General features: G+C 53.2%; 14 protein-coding genes and 4 tRNA genes. 5 read left to right on the forward strand and 13 right to left on the reverse strand.

The annotated features are described in order from the left end of the window. Nucleotides 1–27: 27 nt before the first annotated feature. Complete coding sequence (bcp, locus tag PEL01S_RS33195; protein WP_127463221.1) at nucleotides 28–516, reverse strand: thioredoxin-dependent thiol peroxidase; 489 nt, start codon at nucleotides 514–516, stop codon at nucleotides 28–30. A gap of 151 nt (nucleotides 517–667) precedes the next feature. Then, nucleotides 668–1,336, reverse strand: a complete 669-nt coding sequence (locus PEL01S_RS33200) for a hypothetical protein (RefSeq protein WP_127463222.1) — start codon at nucleotides 1,334–1,336, stop codon at nucleotides 668–670. 381 nt (nucleotides 1,337–1,717) lie between these two features. On the opposite strand from PEL01S_RS33200, the gene PEL01S_RS33205 reads away from it, so the two are divergent. After that, nucleotides 1,718–1,933 carry a hypothetical protein gene (locus PEL01S_RS33205; RefSeq protein ID WP_063188509.1) on the forward strand — a complete coding sequence of 72 codons (216 nt, stop codon included), beginning with the start codon at nucleotides 1,718–1,720 and terminating at the stop codon, nucleotides 1,931–1,933. Nucleotides 1,934–2,040: 107 nt separating this feature from the next. On the opposite strand, the gene PEL01S_RS33210 is transcribed toward PEL01S_RS33205, so the two are convergent. From PEL01S_RS33210 to PEL01S_RS33220, 3 genes are read right to left on the reverse strand one after another with little or no spacing between them, the layout of a single operon-like run. Next, a complete protein-coding gene (locus PEL01S_RS33210) occupies nucleotides 2,041–2,826 on the reverse strand; it encodes an ABC transporter permease (RefSeq protein WP_127463223.1) in 786 nt (261 codons plus the stop codon). A gap of 6 nt (nucleotides 2,827–2,832) precedes the next feature. Beyond that, nucleotides 2,833–3,627, reverse strand: a complete 795-nt coding sequence (locus tag PEL01S_RS33215; RefSeq protein ID WP_127463224.1) for an ABC transporter permease — start codon at nucleotides 3,625–3,627, stop codon at nucleotides 2,833–2,835. After that, nucleotides 3,620–4,672 (reverse strand): ABC transporter ATP-binding protein, encoded by a 1,053-nt coding sequence (locus PEL01S_RS33220; RefSeq protein WP_127463225.1) that lies wholly within the window; start codon nucleotides 4,670–4,672, stop codon nucleotides 3,620–3,622. Before PEL01S_RS33220 ends, PEL01S_RS33215 begins: the two co-directional genes overlap by 8 nt. Before the next feature lie 191 nt (nucleotides 4,673–4,863). On the opposite strand from PEL01S_RS33220, the gene PEL01S_RS33225 reads away from it, so the two are divergent. The 4 genes from PEL01S_RS33225 (at nucleotide 4,864) to PEL01S_RS33240 (ending at nucleotide 13,288) form a co-directional block, all read left to right on the forward strand. After that, entirely contained in the window at nucleotides 4,864–5,895 is a 1,032-nt protein-coding gene (locus PEL01S_RS33225; RefSeq protein WP_127463226.1) for an LCP family protein, read from the forward strand. Between the two features lie 70 nt (nucleotides 5,896–5,965). Beyond that, entirely contained in the window at nucleotides 5,966–6,775 is an 810-nt protein-coding gene (locus PEL01S_RS33230) for a PhzF family phenazine biosynthesis protein (protein ID WP_127463227.1), read from the forward strand. Nucleotides 6,776–6,878: 103 nt separating this feature from the next. After that, the gene (locus tag PEL01S_RS33235; RefSeq protein ID WP_127463228.1) at nucleotides 6,879–8,234 is read left to right on the forward strand and encodes a glutamate-1-semialdehyde 2,1-aminomutase; all 1,356 of its coding nucleotides are present in this window, start codon (nucleotides 6,879–6,881) and stop codon (nucleotides 8,232–8,234) included. Nucleotides 8,235–8,749: 515 nt separating this feature from the next. Next, on the forward strand, nucleotides 8,750–13,288 hold the full coding sequence (locus PEL01S_RS33240; protein ID WP_174807049.1) for a glutamate synthase-related protein: 4,539 nt from the start codon (nucleotides 8,750–8,752) through the stop codon (nucleotides 13,286–13,288). 110 nt (nucleotides 13,289–13,398) lie between these two features. Here PEL01S_RS33240 and PEL01S_RS33245 read toward each other — a convergent pair whose 3' ends face one another. The 8 genes from PEL01S_RS33245 to PEL01S_RS33280 form a co-directional block, all read right to left on the reverse strand. Continuing rightward, on the reverse strand, nucleotides 13,399–14,061 hold the full coding sequence (locus tag PEL01S_RS33245; protein ID WP_127463230.1) for a bifunctional 2-keto-4-hydroxyglutarate aldolase/2-keto-3-deoxy-6-phosphogluconate aldolase: 663 nt from the start codon (nucleotides 14,059–14,061) through the stop codon (nucleotides 13,399–13,401). A gap of 58 nt (nucleotides 14,062–14,119) precedes the next feature. Further along, nucleotides 14,120–15,118, reverse strand: a complete 999-nt coding sequence (locus PEL01S_RS33250; RefSeq protein ID WP_371860738.1) for a sugar kinase — start codon at nucleotides 15,116–15,118, stop codon at nucleotides 14,120–14,122. Continuing rightward, on the reverse strand, nucleotides 15,103–15,858 hold the full coding sequence (gene kduD, locus PEL01S_RS33255; protein WP_127463231.1) for a 2-dehydro-3-deoxy-D-gluconate 5-dehydrogenase KduD: 756 nt from the start codon (nucleotides 15,856–15,858) through the stop codon (nucleotides 15,103–15,105). The genes PEL01S_RS33250 and kduD overlap by 16 nt, the downstream gene beginning before the upstream one ends. A 247-nt stretch (nucleotides 15,859–16,105) precedes the next feature. Continuing rightward, entirely contained in the window at nucleotides 16,106–16,567 is a 462-nt protein-coding gene (locus tag PEL01S_RS33260; protein WP_127463232.1) for a GreA/GreB family elongation factor, read from the reverse strand. A gap of 299 nt (nucleotides 16,568–16,866) precedes the next feature. Then, nucleotides 16,867–16,940, reverse strand: a tRNA-Arg gene (locus PEL01S_RS33265). Between the two features lie 7 nt (nucleotides 16,941–16,947). Beyond that, nucleotides 16,948–17,021, reverse strand: a tRNA-Gly gene (locus PEL01S_RS33270). A 15-nt stretch (nucleotides 17,022–17,036) separates the two neighbouring features. Then, nucleotides 17,037–17,113 (reverse strand) — tRNA-Pro (locus PEL01S_RS33275). Between the two features lie 7 nt (nucleotides 17,114–17,120). Then, nucleotides 17,121–17,200 (reverse strand) — tRNA-Leu (locus tag PEL01S_RS33280). Nucleotides 17,201–17,207: the final 7 nt, after the last annotated feature.

Below are 17,207 nucleotides of genomic sequence, written 5' to 3' on the forward strand. Positions count from 1 at the left end.
TGCTCCCGGCCTTTAGATGAACAGCTGCTATGGGGTCTCTACTCCTGCTTGTGCCTCCTTGACGGCTTCCAACACCTGCTCAACGTGGCCCTTGATCCGAACGCCTCGCCATTCACGGACAAGCTTGCCTTTCGGATCGATGACAAACGTCGAGCGCACCACGCCCATATATTCGCGTCCGTACATCTTTTTCAGCTGCCAAACACCGAACAACTCGCATACCTCGTGGTCGGGATCGGAGAGCAGCAGGAACGGCAGCCCGTGTTTAGTGGCAAACTTTACATGGGATTTCAGATCGTCCGGGCTAATCCCGATCACTTCTGTGTGTGCCGCCTTGAATTGTCCGTTGTAATCGCGGAACTGGCAGGACTCCTCCGTACATGTCGGCGTCATATCCTTGGGGTAGAAATACAGAACGACGTGTTTGCCCCGAAACTGTGATAGCGTTACGGTTTCCCCGCTTCCGGCAGTCAGAGTAAAATCCGGAACAGGTTGTCCGGGTTGAAGCTGCGGCATAGTTCTTCATCTCCTCGCATCCGTGTTTGTCAATTTTTTCTTTGTACAAGCATTATACGAAACTCTTCCGCCGCAAAACAACTTGATCTGCTCCCAGGAACATGAAAAAGCCGCCCTCATAGGACGGCCTTGGATAGATATTTTGACGCTCTTACTTCTTATTGATGAATGCTTTCAGGGAAGCGTTCAGCTCATCCTTCAAGCCTGCAATAACTTGATCTTCGTTGAGGCCTTTTTCTTTCGCGATATCGGCAATCGTTTTGCCGTTGTTGAAATAGGTGCTCAACTCATCTTCAGAAATACCAAGTACTTTTGCTACGGACTCTTCGTCAACTTGAGCTTTCAGCTTAAGCTTTTTGCCGTAAGCGCCTTGCAGCTTGTCTTTATAGCCGCCTTTGCTGATAGCTGCAGTAACCGTATCGTTTACTTCTTGTTTCAGTTGGTTGGCTTCATCCGAAGTAATGACTTTTTGGCTTAAAGCACTATCCACTCTTTCAATCATCGGATTGACCAATCGGTTAAACAAATCTGTATGAGCTACCCCGTGCAGGTTGGCCACTTCTGCGATCGTTTTGCCTTTTTGGAGTTCATCCTTCAAATCGTCCACGCTCATATTAATAATACCGGATGCTTGAACGACAATGGCATTCAAACCAAGACTTACACGTTTGTGTAAAGGAATGGAAGCATCCGGAACGACCGTGTACGTAATTTCGTCATCCGCGAACGCCTTAGGCGCCGTTGTCAAACCGCCGATTCCGCCAAACAATACTGCTGCTGCTACCGTACCTGCCATAACTTTACCTGTCCATTTTTTCATAATTCTCTCCACCTTATCCTTTTTTTATATTTCGAACATACGCTTGAACATTTGTTTTGAACAAACGTTTTGAACATATGTTCAACTCCCTATGATTTGTATCATACCACTGGATAAACCTCCCTGTCAACTCGCTCGAAATCATCAAGTATGTACATTTTTTGAACGAACCAGTTTGTGGTAAGGGACTTATTGCTAGTATAGGAGGGAATTATGAACTCAACGTTACGCCAAGCTTAAAAGGAAATGAAAGAAAGCTTAAAAAAATCTTAAAACAAAGAGACTTGATTTTTTAAATTTTTGCCGAACTGGGGAACTGCCCAGTCCACTAGACATTTATCACATACTATAAAGCAAATCCACCCGAAAGGAGCCGCTTATATGCACGATTACGATTGCTATTCTCCATGTCCGACCAAGACCGTTTACGATCCGCCCGTCCGGATTTACCGGGATTTTTTCCATCCCCAGATCGTTCAGGTCGTTCGTCCCGTCGAAATCGTCAATCGCCATCATTGCGTCCCTTGCCCGCAGCACGTTTACTCCTATTCCGAGAGAGACGAATGGGTCAAAGGCGTCAGCGATTACAAAGGCTAAAAAGGGTAACCTTCTCCGCGACGCTGTCCCGGTACGCAAAAGAGGAGCTTGCCTGTCGGCAGCTCCTCGCGATCCCAATATGTTACTCATTACATGTACTCCGCACTCTACGAACCCGCTCCGCGGTACCGTTTCACCCCGTAATTCCACACCGTAAGCCCGAAGGTCAGGAAGACGAGCCCCACCAGCGGGGTAAGCAAGGCGAACGTTCCCCAATTCGCCCGGTCCAGAAAATAGGCGGCCGGATAAAAGCCGACGAAGCCGAACGGCAGCACCCAGGTCAGCATGATGTTCAGAAGACGGTTGTAGATCGTCATCGGGTACCGCCCATAGTTCTGCAGGTTCCACAGCAGCGGCAAAATGCCGGTAGGCGAATCCGAGAAAAACGACAGCGATGTAAAGAAAATGTACACGCCCCCGTAAATCATGATCGAACCGAGCACCAGCACAAGCAGGATGAGCGGATCATACCACATCAGCACGAGGTCAAGCTGTGTCCAGGAATAGATCATGATGATCAGTCCAACCAGCGCGCTGAACAGCGAGGACGGGTCCATATTTTCCAGCATCAGCTGCACCAGATTATGCGCCGGCCGGGTTAAGATCCGGTCCATTTCGCCTTTGACGATGTAACGCTCGGTGAATCCCCATAGGTTAAAAAACGTAATAAACAAGCCGTAAGGCACCATAAAATAGCCGTAGATAAACAAAATCTGCTGCTCGTTCCATTCGCCGATCGCCGCGGTATGCTGGAACACGACGAGGATAAAAAATAAATTCAGCCCGTTAAACAACAGATCGGACAGCACCTCGATCCAGAAATCGGACCGGTAAGTGAGCCGCGTTTTCATGTAATTTTTCAAATAGTCGACAAACAAGCTTGCATAGAACATGCGCCATCACCCTCCCTGCACGAACAGCCGCGTCCGCGCGCCACGCCACAGGACATAGAGCGGCACAATCAACAGCACGAACCAGATCATCTGCACGGCAAATACGTTGTAAACGGCGCTGCCGGCAACTTTGCCGGTGAAGACGGAGCCAGGCAAGTACGTGATCGCCGGAAATGGCAGCAGATTCATCAGATCCTGCGCCCAGCCCGGGAAGAACGACATCGGCACGACCAGGCCGGAGAACAAATCGACGGTTACCCGCTTCATCCGCATCATGCCTTCGTTGTTTTCAAGGAAAAAGGCGAACAGGCCGGTAATGATATTGATCTGCGTATTGATCAGGAAGCTGAAAAACAGCATGGCGAGAAAAATAAGCCAGGTCAGCGGATCTGACGGCAGCTGCACCGGAAACAAGAACGCGACGATTACCATGCCCGGCACGGAAAATAGAAAGAAGCGGAACAAGCCTTCGCCAAGCCCCTGCATCATTTTGACGACGATGTAATTGTACGGGCGGATGAACTGGATCGCGACACTGCCGTCTTTGATCTCATTCGCAATTTCCCGGTCCAGATTGTTAAAATAAAACGCCCGTGCCATCCACGACACAGCCACGTAGGTCGTCATCTGCGTGACGGTCATCCCGCCGAGCAGCTCTTTCGTACCATAAATCGCCTTCCATAAAAAATAATACGCTCCAATATTAAGGGCATAAATAATAATCCCGCTGTAATAATTAACCCGGTAAGCGAGCATCATCAGGAAGCGGATGCGGATAATGTCCAGATAGGCGCTAAACATGCAGCTTCACTTCCTGTCCTTCGCGCAGCTCCTTTTTCGCTTCCGCCGATCCGGATTTGTAAATTTCCCGCACGATGTCGTCCGTATTCGTTTCGAGGATTTTAATGTCCTCGATTGTCGTTATACCGACAACCCGGCTAAGCACCTCGGAGACGCTTGCCGCCTGCTGCGGAATCCATACTTTGGCCGTCATCTCGTTGTCGAGTGACCAGTCTACTTGCAGTCCTGCGGTCAGCTCACGCAAACGTGGTAACGATACCGGTTCCGAGAAACGGAGAATGACTTCCTTGCCTTTGCCCCAGCGCTCTTTCAGCTCCTCGAGCCCTCCGTCGTAGATGATCCGGCCGTCGTCGAGCATAATGACCCGGGAACACAGCGCTTCAATGTCCTGCAGATCGTGGGTTGTCAGCAGAATAGTCGTGCCATACCGTTTGTTCATGGATTTCAGAAACTCGCGAATTTCCGTCTTAACCATAATATCCAGACCGATCGTAGGCTCGTCCAGAAACAAAATTTCCGGATTGTGAATGAGCGATGCGGCAAGTTCGCAGCGCATCCGTTGGCCCAGACTTAGCTTTCGCACCGGCCGGTTCAACAGCTCGCCAAGCTGCAGTCGCTCAATGAGCTCGTCCATGCGGCTGCGGTATTCCGCATCCGGGACACGGTACACTTTCTTGAGCAGTTGGAACGATTCGATCACGCCGATATCCCACCAAAGCTGGCTGCGCTGGCCGAATACGACGCCGATGTTCCGGACGAATTTTTCCCTCTCTTTATAAGGAACGAAGCCGCCAACGCGAATATTTCCGGAAGTGGGAACGAGAATGCCGGTCAGCATTTTGATCGTAGTCGATTTACCCGCTCCGTTCTCGCCGATGTAACCGCAAATCTCGCCCTGCGGAATTTGGAAGCTGATGTCTTTCACCGCGGCCACTTGGTTATACTCTCTCCTGAACAGGTCACGCACGGCGCCTTTCAAGCCTTCCCGGTTTTTCTGCACTTTAAATTCTTTTCTCAGCCGATGCACATCGATGGCGAGATTCATAGGTGTAGGTCCTCCTGTCAAAATATGCCGAAGCTTGCAGGCGCGGATTGAAACCTTTTATAATAATGAAATAGTTTCCTGTCCTAACGTATGCATGTTCCTGCGGCATTGTCAAAACCTATACCCGTTATGATACACCAACCTTACGATCAGGAAAAGCGAACGCAACCAGAGGAGGGAACCGAATTCCCATGGTCCGTACGATAAAATGGTTTTTCATTTCGCTGCTGCTGCTGTTGCTTGCAGGAATCGGCTATTTTACATATTCATTTGTTCAATTTGCCAATAACATTCAAAGTCATCCCGAAACGACCAAATTCGGCGGGCTTACCCCGAAGCAGCTCGGCATGTCGGAAAGCTACACTCCGCCCAAATGGGAGGGGAACTCACGGGTGAACGTGCTCATTCTCGGCGGCGACTCCCGGGGACTCAAAAAGAACGAAGTACCGCGTTCCGATTCGATTATGGTCGCCTCGATCGATCCGGTGACGAAGAAAGCGTACTTATTTTCCATTTTGCGCGACACCTACGTGAAAATTCCGGGGCATGGCGAGGACCGCATCAATACGGCACTTGCCGTCGGCGGGCCGAATCTGGCCATGCGCACAGTTAGCGACCTGCTCGGTATTCCGATTCAATATTTTTTCTATACCGATTTCAAGGGTTTCATCGCGCTGACCGACGCCATCGGCGGCATCGATCTCGAAGTCGAGAAGGACATGAAGTACCGCGATTCGGAAGACGGCCATGAATACGATATCGATCTGAAGAAGGGCATGCAGCATCTCGACGGAAAAATGGCGCTGCAGTACGTCCGGTTCCGTCACGATGCGATGAGCGACTTTTCCCGCACCGAGCGGCAGCGTAAATTTTTGCAGGCCGTCGCGCAAAAAATGCAGACGACCGGCTCTCTGATCCGACTGCCGAAAATATTGAACAGCATCGATCCTTACCTCGAAACGAACTTGACGACGACCGACATGCTGAAGCTCGGCTCGCTCGCCTTCGAGGCCAAAACCGAGGGGATGGTCAGCCAGCAAATCCCGCCTTCCGAGCTGCTGATTGAAAAACGGGTCGGCGGCGCCGAAGTCCTCAGCGTAAACCGCACCAAGCTGCAGGATTACATTAAGGCACTGTTCGAAGGCCGGGACCCTCTGGCTCCTACCGGCAAGGAAGGTGGCAATAAAAGCACGACCGGCACCGTACCGGCAAAAAAACAATAGCAGCTAGGAAACATACGCGAGCGGGAGGCCTGGGGCTTCCCGCTTTTGACCTGAAAGGAGAACTGTCATTATGATCGAAATGCATGTTATTGACGCCTTTGCGGATAAGCCGTTTCGCGGCAACCCTGCGGCGGTGTGTTTGCTAGAGCGCTATCCTTCCGACCCATGGCTTCAGCAGGTTGCGATGGAGATGAACTTGTCGGAAACGGCGTTTCTCTCCCCCCAAGAGGACGGCAGCTACCGGCTTCGCTGGTTTACACCGACGGTTGAGGTGGATTTGTGCGGCCATGCTACACTGGCCAGTGCACACTACTTGTGGGAGACCGAGCGGGCAGACCGCAAACAGGCTTTGACCTTTCACACGCTTAGCGGTCAGTTGACGGCATCTCAAAGTGAGGACGGTTGGATCCGGCTCGATTTTCCCGTTGAGCGGATCACCGAAACGGACGCGCCAGACCGATTGGCCGATGCCCTGGGCGGGGCCGTGCCCCGTTTTGTCGGAACCAACGGGCTGGACTTGCTGGTCGAACTGGACTCGGAGGAAGCCGTGCGGGAGCTCAAGCCCAATTTTACCGTCATGGCGGAGCTTGGTGTCCGCGGCGTGCTGATTACAGCCCGTTCGCAGGATGAACGGTACGACTTCGCCTCCCGCTGCTTCTTCCCGGCGCTGGGAATCGACGAAGATCCGGTTACCGGATCGGCCCATTGCGCGCTGGCGCCTTACTGGCAGGATAAGCTGGGAAAAGATCGGATGACGGCCATTCAATCGTCTGCACGAACAGGTGTTCTTAGACTGGCGCTGGTCGATGACCGTCTCCACATCCATGGTCAAGCGGTAACGGCACTTAAAGGCTCGCTTCTTCACATTCCCACAGAATGAGGCGCCGACCGATCCGATCCGATCCGATCCGGAGAAAAATTCACTGCAGGAACGTAATCCTTTATAATGTAAATATACATAGATGGAAAGGACTTGAATCCTCATGAGCAATCCATTTTCGTTTAACGCATCCGAAGCCAAGCCCCGCACACGCTCTGCAGCGCTTTATACGGAGGCGCTTGAGCATATCGTCGGCGGGGTCAACAGCCCTTCCCGCTCCTTCAAAGCCGTAGGCGGCGGAGCGCCCGTTTTCATGAAACGGGGACAGGGAGCATATTTCTGGGACGAAGACGACAACCGCTACATCGACTATTTGGCCGCTTACGGTCCAATCATTCTTGGCCACGCGCATCCTCATGTGACATCCGCCATCGTCCGTGCGGCGGAAAACGGCACATTGTACGGTACGCCAACGGAACTGGAAATCCGCTTCGCCCGCATGCTGAAAGAAGCGATTCCGTCGCTTGATAAGGTCCGCTTCGTCAACTCCGGCACCGAAGCCGTGATGACGACGATCCGGGTAGCCCGCGCCTACACCGGCCGGAACAAAATCATCAAATTCGCCGGCTGCTACCACGGCCATTCGGATCTTGTGCTCGTCGCCGCCGGCTCTGGCCCGTCCACCCTCGGAATACCGGACAGTGCCGGTATTCCGGTCAGCATCGCGCACGAGGTCATTACCGTTCCGTTCAACGATCTTGCCGCGCTGGATGCCGCGCTTGAGCGCTGGGGTAGCGACGTGGCCGCCGTCATGGTCGAGCCTATTGTCGGCAACTTCGGCATGGTCATGCCGAAGCCCGGCTTCCTGGAAGGACTGTGCTCCGCCGCCCGCCGGAACGACTCCCTTGTCATCTACGACGAGGTGATCACCGCGTTCCGCTTCCATTACGGCGCTGCCTCCACCTTCGCCGGTTTGCCCGAGGGCACCGATTACGCAGCCATCGAGCCTGATCTTACGGCCCTTGGGAAAATCATCGGCGGCGGACTGCCGATCGGCGCTTACGGCGGCCGCGCAGAGATCATGGCGCAGGTGGCGCCGCTCGGACCGGCATACCAAGCCGGCACCATGGCCGGCAATCCGGCATCGATTTCCGCCGGGATCGCGTGCCTGGAGGCGCTGCGAGAGCCCGGCACCTACGAGCGGCTGGACCGGCTCAGCGCCATGCTGGAAGCGGGCCTGGCCGAAGGAGCTCGCAAGCACGGCATCGCTCTAACCGTGAACCGTATCCGCGGCGCGCTGTCGACACACTTCTGCGACCATCCGGTGACGAACTACGACGAGGCGCAAAATACGGACGGCGAGCAATTTGCAGCCTTTTTCCGCTACATGTTGGAGGACGGCATTTGCCTGGCTCCGTCCAAATATGAAGCCTGGTTCTTGACCACGGCCCATACGGACGAAGACGTCGCTTATACGATTGAAGCAGCAAATCGCGCATTCGCCCGCATGAAAGCTTAACCGAAAGATCGGCAATAAATTCCATTTATCACCCAAATTACGAACTATTATCGGACAAAGGTAATAGTTCGTTCGTTTTTTATCAACCCTCATCATTCCGCTCCGAAATTGCCTTTATTCACCAGTTATGCAAAATAGACAGCGCTTACAATTAACATTTCCCTTCAATGTTCTATTGTCTCACATGAAATTTCGTGATATTCTATAAATACTTTAAAACCAAGTAAATTCGGCTAAATGTAAGGTTTTTGCCATGTTAACTATGAAGCTGTGCGTTTGGACGGTTGGGGCGTTGTCCCTTTTATCACCCGCTTCCGCACAGCTTCTGCTGAATCGAGAAACCGAAAATCAAGTCAATTATGCAGAATAAATGTATTTTTATTCATTGCACTGATTCGTTGACTCTTTCCGCTTTCTTGCTTCACATGAACAAAGCCTTCTTTTCAGGACGAACCCGCAACTAATTTTAATGGGAGGTGACGGTCAGCCTGCTGACCACGAGAATGAATCAAGTTATGCGCAATGAAGGCCGCTTTCAGAATTTATTGGCCACCGAACATGATAGCTGCGGTATCATCTGTATTATTGAAAAGGACGGATTTCCGTCCCGCGACAACATTCAAAAGACGATCGACGCCCTCGTGAAAATGGAGCATCGTTCGGGTTTTATTAACGGGGAAGGCGACGGCTGCGGCATCCTGACCGACATTCCGCGCGCCCTATGGGAGAAAAAGCTGACCGACGCCGGTCTAGACGGCAAGCTTGCTTATGACGAGCGCTTCTCCGTCGCGCACATTTTCGTGCCCCGCAAGCTGGACATCACCGCTCCCGATATGCAAAAAGGCATCCGCGAGCTGTTCTCTCAGTTCCAAGTCAGCATCCTCTTGGAGCAAGAAAATCAAGTGGACAGCAGCGTGCTCGGTCCGAACGGACGCAACGACGAACCGACCTTCTGGCAAATCGCAGGTCTGTGCGACAAGCAGGAAGTGAAAGTCTCCGACCATCTGTTTGAGCTTCATGTGGCGATCGAAGCCAAATACAACGTACACGTCGCCACCCTCAGCAACGTCACGGCCGCTTACAAAGTGATGGGCGCCGCCAGCATTTTGCCGAAATACTTCAATGACACCCGCGACCCGCTGTTCGCAGCGCAGGTTACTATCGGACACAACCGATACTCCACGAACACTCAATCCAGCTTCTTCCGCGTGCAGCCGTTTTCGCTGCTCGGCCATAACGGCGAGATTAATACGGTGAAAAAGATGCGGATCGAAGCCGACATGGTCGGCGTGCCCCTCGTTGACGGCGGCAGCGACTCCCAGGATATGAACCGTACCATCGAAACGTTCATTCACCGTTTCGGCCTCAGCTTGTTCGAAGCGATGGAAGTCGTTTTCCCTCCGATTCTTAACGAAATGAAGCTTTTCCGTCCGGAACTGCAGGACATGTACGTCTACTTCCGCCAAGCTTGGGGCCATTACGCGCAAGGACCGGCAGGGATCGTTTCCCGATACGGCAACGAGTGCATTTTCAGCGTCGATGCGCTAGGTCTGCGTCCGGTATGGATGGTGGAAAGCGAAACGTCCCTGTACTTTTCCTCGGAACAAGGTGTCATTACGGTCGGCGAAATGGTCGCAGATCCGAAACCGATTGCACCGGGCGAAAAAGTAGGTGTCGTGCTGACACCGGGCGAGCATGTTCAGGTGATTCCTTATCATCTGGTGCAATCCGCCGTGCTGGAGCGCGTGCAAAGCCGTCTTGGCCTCGAAGGACAGCGCAAGCACTTGAGCAATGAAATTCCGGCCGTTGAAGCGGCGCCTTCCGCCGACGTCACGCCGACGGATGCGCTCTACAGCGCGTTCGGATGGGACCGCGACGGCATCCAAATGATCGAAACGACCGCCGAAACCGGCGCAGAGCCGATTCGCTCGCTCGGCCACGACAGTCCGCATGCCGCGTTGAACTGGGAGCGTCAGAATATCCCGGATTTCATCAAAGAAAGCGTTGCGGTTGTTACCAACCCGGCGATCGACCGTGACCGCGAAATGGAGCATTTCTCCACGCGCGTTGTCGTAGGGCCTCGCCCGGCCGTGTACAGCCAGCCGGATGACCGGCTGCGGGTAGAGTTGCTGTATCCTGTCGTGCTGGAGGGCAGCAACGGTACCGACTCTTTGGCCGAATTGAAACAGCCGAGCTATGAGCAGCTCGTCGCCATGTTCGGTGCGCAAAACGGCGATGCCGTCGCCACGTTGTCGACGACATTCTCCCGCGGCACTTCGCTGAAGGATGCCCTGGAGCAGCTTGCAGCCGACGCCGTGCAAGCCGTACGCAAAGGCGCTATGCTGCTTGTGCTGGACGATAGCGAGGCGCATCAGAACGACCGGCTGTGGATGGACCCGCATCTGGCCGTCTCCAAAGTCGATATTGCGCTTCGCGAAGTGAAGCTCGGTTACGGCGACAACCTGCGCCGTCAAACGACAATCGTGCTGCGCAGCGCGGCGATCCGCAACCTACACGATATGGCCGTTGCTTGCGGCTTGGGCGCGGATGTGCTGTCTCCTTACATCTTGTTTGCTACGGCTGCGGCGAAAGATGGCGCACCGGCGGCACGCAAAGTGTTCACCGCTTTGATGAAAGGCTTGGAGAAAGTCATCTCCACGATCGGTACGCATGAGCTTCGCGGTTATACCCGCTTCTTCTCGTCGATCGGCCTGAAGCCGGAGCTCGCCGACGTGCTGGATATCGTAAACTACTTGGGCAGCGACAAGGCCGGAACCGGCTTTGCCGAGCTTGAAGCCGATGCCGAAGCCCGTTACAACGACTTTGCCAACCCGAAAGCAAAAGCAGCCCGCAACTTCCGCTTCTTCCAACGGATGTGGAAAGCGCTCGGCGATGCGGCTTCCGGAGCGGCCCCATACGAAGACTATCGCGATAAGCTGCGCGAAGAGGAAAAGAAAAACGGTATTTCCATCCGTCACGTTGCGGACTTCAATTATGAAAAAGCGCACGCCGAAGGCCGCAAGCCGCTTGACCCTTCCCAAGTCGAGATTGGCATCGGAGGCCATGATTTGCCGATGCTTATCTCGTCCATGTCCTTCGGATCGCAGAACGAGACGGCATTCCGCGCTTACGCTGAAGCCGGCGAGCGTCTGAACATGGTAACGATGAACGGTGAAGGCGGCGAGATCAAAGACATGCTCGGACGCTATAAGCGGACCCGCGGCGCCCAAGTCGCATCCGGACGTTTCGGCGTTAACGTCGAGCTGGCGAACGCCGTTGCCTTCTTGGAAATCAAGATCGGTCAAGGCGCGAAACCGGGCGAAGGCGGTCACCTGCCGGGCTCGAAAGTAACGGCGAAGATCGCATTGGCACGGAACGCAACCATCGGCTCCGACCTGATATCGCCGTCCAACAACCATGACATTTATTCGATCGAGGACTTGGCGCAAATCATTTCCGAGCTGAAGGAAGCAAGCGGACGCAAGGCGAAAATCATCGTCAAAGTTCCGGTCGTTCCTGGGATCGGCACAATTGCAGTCGGCGTTGCCAAAGCAGGCGCGGATGTGATCACGCTGTCCGGTTTTGACGGCGGTACGGGTGCGGCTCGGATTCACTCCATCACGCACGTCGGTCTGCCGACCGAAATCGGTACGAAGCTGGCTCACATTGCGCTGATCGAAGCCGGATTGCGTCACAAAGTGGAGCTCTGGTCCGACGGCGGCATGAAATCCGGTGCTGACGTTGTAAAAATGGTCATGCTCGGCGCGAATCGCATCGGCTTCGGTTCCATTGCAATGCAGTCCATCGGCTGTACAACATGCCGCGGCTGTCACTTGGATACATGTCACGTCGGTATCGCGACGCAAATCGACTCGATGGAAGAAGCCGAAGAAAAAGGCCTTCGCCGCTTCGTACCTCGCGTCTACGATACCGCTGTAGAATCGCTTGTTCGTTTGTTTGGCGGGATTGGCCGCGAAGTACGGGACATCGTCGCTCAGCTGGGCTTTGCAAACTTGCAAGACCTCGTCGGTCGTTCCGACCTGCTGCAGCAAGTAAGCCATCTTGAGAAAATCGATCTGTCCGACCTGCTCCGTCCGGCTCCGCTGTCCTTGGCGGCTGCACAAGAGGCTTTGGAGGAAGTCGCAGCGGCGGTATCCTCGGATATTCGCATTGCAGCAGGCGCGGAAGGCCAGCAGTTTTTCCCGGATGCCGTTTCGTTCGAATCGCCGGTAGAGCGCACTTGGTCCAAAGTCGATGCGGAATCCCGTATCCTTGGCAGCCGCTATGCAAGCCACCGCGTAAGAGACCGTTTCGACGGCAGCTACGATGCACTGCCTCCGGTAAGCATCACCATGACCGAAGGCTCCGTGCCGGGTAACGGATTGGCTGCTTTCAATGCCCGCGGTGTAAACATCACGGTTCACGGTGGTGCGGAAGACGGCGTCGGCAAAATGTCGCTCGGCGGTAAAGTCGCGATCCTCAAAGCACCAAGCAAGCATAAGCAGTTCATCAATGGCTCCGTGGGCAAGTCGTTCGGCTATGGCGCGCAAAAAGGCTTGTTCTTGATTCAAGGCAATGCTGATACCCGTGCCTGCATCCGGTTCTCCGGCGCAGACGTCGTATTCGGCGGCGAGATTACGGCACCGATTCAAGACGAACTCGGCGGCATTGCAGCCCGCGCGAACTTGAAAGGCTTCGCTTTTGAATACATGACCAACGGCCGCGCTGTTGTGCTCGGCGATCCGGGTCCTTGGATTTGCGCAGGGATGACGGGCGGCGTCATTTACCAACGCCTCGTGCCAGAGATGGGTCTGGATCAAGCTGCCATCGAACGCCGGGTAGCCAAAGGCGCCAAGGTCAAAATCGAACCGGTCGGCGTACAAAGCGTGAAAGACTTGAACGAACTGCTCGGCGCTTACCATGAAGAGCTCGTGAAATCCGGACAACCGGAAGCCGCAGCGAAAGTGCAGCATTTGCTGAACAACCTGCAAACGAGCTTCGTTCGGATCGCTCCGGTCGGTCTGCAAGCCGATCAGTCGGTAGCTACCGAATAAACTCGATAAGAAGCAATCATTCGTAAGGCCTCATCAAAGGAAAAGCAGCGTTACCCAAACTAACGTTCGGGGATACGCTGCTTTTTTATATACTATAGATAATGGACAACTTAGCCCTTCGCCGCCCGGTAAGCTTCGATATATTGCGCGGCTTTTTGGGCTACCAGACTGTAGTTGCCCGTTTTGACGGCTTCCGTTGTTAGATCGGAACCGATACCGACGGCCACTGCACCCGCCTTGATCCAATCGGCAAGATTGTCCAGCGAGACGCCGCCGGTCGGCATAACGTTGGCTTGCGGAAGCGGCCCTTTGATCGCTTTGATCGTCGATGGCGAGTACAGATTGCCCGGGAACAGCTTCACAATGTCTACGCCGAGCTCCAGTGCCCGCTGAATCTCTTGAATCGTCATCACACCCGGCATCACAGGCACGCGGTACCGGTTGCACAACGTAACCGTATCCAGATTTAGCGCAGGACCGACCACGAATTCCGCTCCGCTTAGAATGCCCGCCCGCGCCGTTTCCGGGTCCAGCACCGTCCCTACGCCGATAATCGCATACTTGGACGGGTCCTGCGTGGAACTTGTATATTTCTTGGCAAGCTTCTCGATAGCTTGCAATGCAAACGGCACCGTCATTGTCACTTCGATAACTTTGATGCCGCCTGCGATCGCCTGTTCCGCCATTTCGACGACTTCTTCCGGCGTTTCTCCGCGCAGAACGGCTACCACGCCTTCACTAGTCAACTGCTGCAAAAGCTTGATTTTTTTCATATACTCTCATCCATTCCTAATATGAAGTTAGTAGTGCATGGATTCGTTGCGTCGAATACTATCTCTCGACATGCTTTACGTTGTTAAGAAACGCCTCTACTTGCTCCCAGGTCGGAATGCCTTCCCAGTCTCCCTCCATCTGCACCACCATACAGCCGATCAGGTTACCGAGACGGACCGCTTCTTCCAAACTGTAGCCCTTGAGCAGCCCAACGAAAAATCCTGCGCAAAAACCGTCTCCTGCCCCGACCGTATCGACCACTTGCTCCGCTTTAAAATACGGCACCGAGCTTACGCGTCCTTGCTCGACGATATACGTGACGTCTTCGCCGCCCTTAACGATCGATACCGCTTTGAGCAGGCTGAGACGGGCTACAATGTCATCGAAGCTGTCCGTTTGATACAGCAGCTTCAGCTCGTCCAGCCCTGGGAGAAAATAATCCGCTTCTTGGGCCAACTCCAGCAGCACCTCGCGGGCTTCTTCCAATGACCACAGCTTCAGCCTCAAGTTCGGATCAAAACAGACCTTCACACCATGCTTGTGCGCAAGCTTCATCGCTTCCCTGACCGTCTCCCGGCAGGTCGGACTGAGCGCAGTCGTAATACCGGTCACATGCAAATATTTAGCCTGCTTAATATATTGCTCGTCTAAATGCTCCGGCTTCAGCGTACTGGCTGCGGAGCCTTTGCGGTAATAATAAACCGATGTTTTCCCGGATACTACCTCACGGAGCATCAAACCGGTAGGCGCTTCCGTTGTCAGCTCCACACGGGAGACGTCCACGCCCTCGCCGCGGATTTTTTTCATGATCATGCGACCTAGCGGATCTTTCCCAAGGCGGCTGAACCAGCCTGCTTTGTGTCCCAGACGGGACACCCCGATCGCCACATTGCTCTCCGCACCGCCGAACAGCCCTTGGAAGCGGGACGAATATTCGATTCCTTTGCTTCCTTCCGGCATCATCAGTGCCATCGATTCCCCCAATGTAATAATTTCCGGCTGAAACATCTGCTGCTGCTCCGCTCGTCCGTTCTCCATCATTATCTCGTCATCCATCCCCCGTCCACGCAAAGCACGTGGCCGCTCATGTAGTCCGAAGCCTGTGACGCGAGGAATATGATCGGTCCTTGCATATCTTCCGAAGTTCCCCAGCGTCCGGCTGGAATACGCACCAAAATTTGCGAGCTGCGATCTTCATCCGCACGAAGCGCCGCCGTATTGTCGGTAGCCATGTACCCCGGAGCGATAGCGTTCACTTGAATACCTTTGCTAGCCCACTCGTTCGCAAGCGCTTTAGTTACTCCGGCAATCGCATGCTTGGAAGCCGTATAGCCCGGCACATTAATCCCGCCTTGAAAGCTTAGCATCGATGCAATATTTATAATTTTACCGGACCCTTGTTTAATCATTTCACGCCCAACAAGCTGTGACAGGAAAAAAACAGAGTTTAAGTTCAAATTCAGCACATCATGCCAGTCCTGCGCCGCGTGATCGGCAGCCGGCGTACGCCGAATAATCCCGGCATTGTTAACCAAAATATCAATTTTCCCAAATACAGACAACGCCTCGTCTACTACGCTCTTCAATACGCTTTCATCCATCAGATCCGCTATGATGGTGTGCGCCTTGCGGCCCATCGCTTGGATTTGTTGCTCAACCTCACGCGAACGGTCGTTGCTCGTTACGATAACGACGTCTGCGCCTGCCTTGGCCAAGCCTAAGGAGATACCTGCACCAAGACCTACAGCTCCCCCGGTTACTAAAGCCACTTTTCCGGTCAAATCAAACAAATTCATCTCTAACACCCCATTTAAACGTTTTAAGCGTATCCGAGCTTACGTTCTTATCGGATTGCTCATTCCTTTTATTATAAGTCATACTGCTGTAAACTGCTATAGCCGGGTCCAAAATGTAACCAGAACGCTAAATTTTGTAGACAATTTGTATAGCTCCGGGCTCTCTTGCGTTTGTCTCATGTAGAAGGACAGCCCCTATATCGAAAGAAGCTGTCCTTTTGAGTGGAGATATTTTTTCGAGTGTTGCTTAACCTGTCTTCGTAAATTCCCCGGAGCAAGCGTATTTCACTTCCTCGATCGTTACGGTAAAGCTGCCCGCAGGAATTTCAATCGTTTGCACCGCCCCGGACGTAGCTAAAAGCAGCTGCCGTCCCATCGGGGATAAGAATGAAACATAGTTTCTATCGGGCGCGGTCAACGTTGGGAATACAATTGTAAACGTTTCCTCTAAGCCGTCATCCTCATACTTCACTTTCACACTGCTACCAATCAGCACTTTGGAATATAAGGATTGCATAAACTGCACTTCATCTTGCGCCAATAGACGTTCCAAAACAGCCGTGTATTGTTCGATGAATTTTTCGAGATTCACTCGTTCTTTGCCTTGCTGTGGGCAAAAGTCATCAAGAAACGCACTGCTTTGTTCGTCAAAATAGAGCAATTGGTTGATTAATTGGGTACGGGCACCACGTCCGAAACTAGGGTTCATAGTAGATATCCCCCCCTATATACGTTCTTATCCTTCGTGAGTTTAGCCTTCGTACTGCCATCGAACTCATATGCCTTCCTCCTTAAAAAAATAAGCCCCTCGAAAGGAGCTTTAACCCATTGTATCAGAACTTTTCCATAAATGCCATGATTCCAGAGATTGAACTGTGAAAGCTTATCCTACGTGCTCTCATCCGCTATATAACGACAAGTGGCCACCCTATATAAACAGGATCATTTTAGCCAAAAGAATACAACAAAAAAAGGCCTGCTTCCAGACCTCTTTAATTTCGAATATGACGTCCCAGGAGGGATTCGAACCCCCGACCGACGGCTTAGAAGGCCGTTGCTCTATCCAGCTGAGCTACTGGAACTTGCACATGGAGCGGGTGATGGGAATCGAACCCACGCTACCAGCTTGGAAGGCTGGAGTTCTACCATTGAACTACACCCGCATTAAAAACATTGAATGGTCGGGACGACACGATTCGAACATGCGACCCCCTGGTCCCAAACCAGGTGCTCTACCAAGCTGAGCTACGTCCCGTTGTAAATGCCGGTAGAGGGACTTGAACCCCCACGGTTTCCCTCACGATTTTGAGTCGCGCGCGTCTGCCAATTCCGCCATACCGGCATATCAT

The organism is Paenibacillus elgii NBRC 100335 (assembly GCF_004000865.1).
Taxonomy (GTDB): domain Bacteria; phylum Bacillota; class Bacilli; order Paenibacillales; family NBRC-103111; genus Paenibacillus_G; species Paenibacillus_G elgii.

Excerpts from the sequence above, each read along its gene's own strand:
- PEL01S_RS33215 (WP_127463224.1), bottom strand. The coding sequence starts at position 3,627 with ATGTTTAGCGCCTATCTGGACATTATCCGCATCCGCTTCCTGATGATG.
- PEL01S_RS33235 (WP_127463228.1), top strand. The coding sequence starts at position 6,879 with ATGAGCAATCCATTTTCGTTTAACGCATCCGAAGCCAAGCCCCGCACA.
- PEL01S_RS33260 (WP_127463232.1), bottom strand. The coding sequence starts at position 16,567 with ATGAACCCTAGTTTCGGACGTGGTGCCCGTACCCAATTAATCAACCAA.
- kduD (WP_127463231.1), bottom strand. The coding sequence starts at position 15,858 with ATGAATTTGTTTGATTTGACCGGAAAAGTGGCTTTAGTAACCGGGGGA.
- PEL01S_RS33225 (WP_127463226.1), top strand. The coding sequence starts at position 4,864 with ATGGTCCGTACGATAAAATGGTTTTTCATTTCGCTGCTGCTGCTGTTG.
- PEL01S_RS33245 (WP_127463230.1), bottom strand. The coding sequence starts at position 14,061 with ATGAAAAAAATCAAGCTTTTGCAGCAGTTGACTAGTGAAGGCGTGGTA.
- PEL01S_RS33205 (WP_063188509.1), top strand. The coding sequence starts at position 1,718 with ATGCACGATTACGATTGCTATTCTCCATGTCCGACCAAGACCGTTTAC.
- PEL01S_RS33230 (WP_127463227.1), top strand. The coding sequence starts at position 5,966 with ATGATCGAAATGCATGTTATTGACGCCTTTGCGGATAAGCCGTTTCGC.
- PEL01S_RS33200 (WP_127463222.1), bottom strand. The coding sequence starts at position 1,336 with ATGAAAAAATGGACAGGTAAAGTTATGGCAGGTACGGTAGCAGCAGCA.
- PEL01S_RS33210 (WP_127463223.1), bottom strand. The coding sequence starts at position 2,826 with ATGTTCTATGCAAGCTTGTTTGTCGACTATTTGAAAAATTACATGAAA.
- PEL01S_RS33220 (WP_127463225.1), bottom strand. The coding sequence starts at position 4,672 with ATGAATCTCGCCATCGATGTGCATCGGCTGAGAAAAGAATTTAAAGTG.
- bcp (WP_127463221.1), bottom strand. The coding sequence starts at position 516 with ATGCCGCAGCTTCAACCCGGACAACCTGTTCCGGATTTTACTCTGACT.
- PEL01S_RS33250 (WP_371860738.1), bottom strand. The coding sequence starts at position 15,118 with ATGGATGACGAGATAATGATGGAGAACGGACGAGCGGAGCAGCAGCAG.
- PEL01S_RS33240 (WP_174807049.1), top strand. The coding sequence starts at position 8,750 with ATGCGCAATGAAGGCCGCTTTCAGAATTTATTGGCCACCGAACATGAT.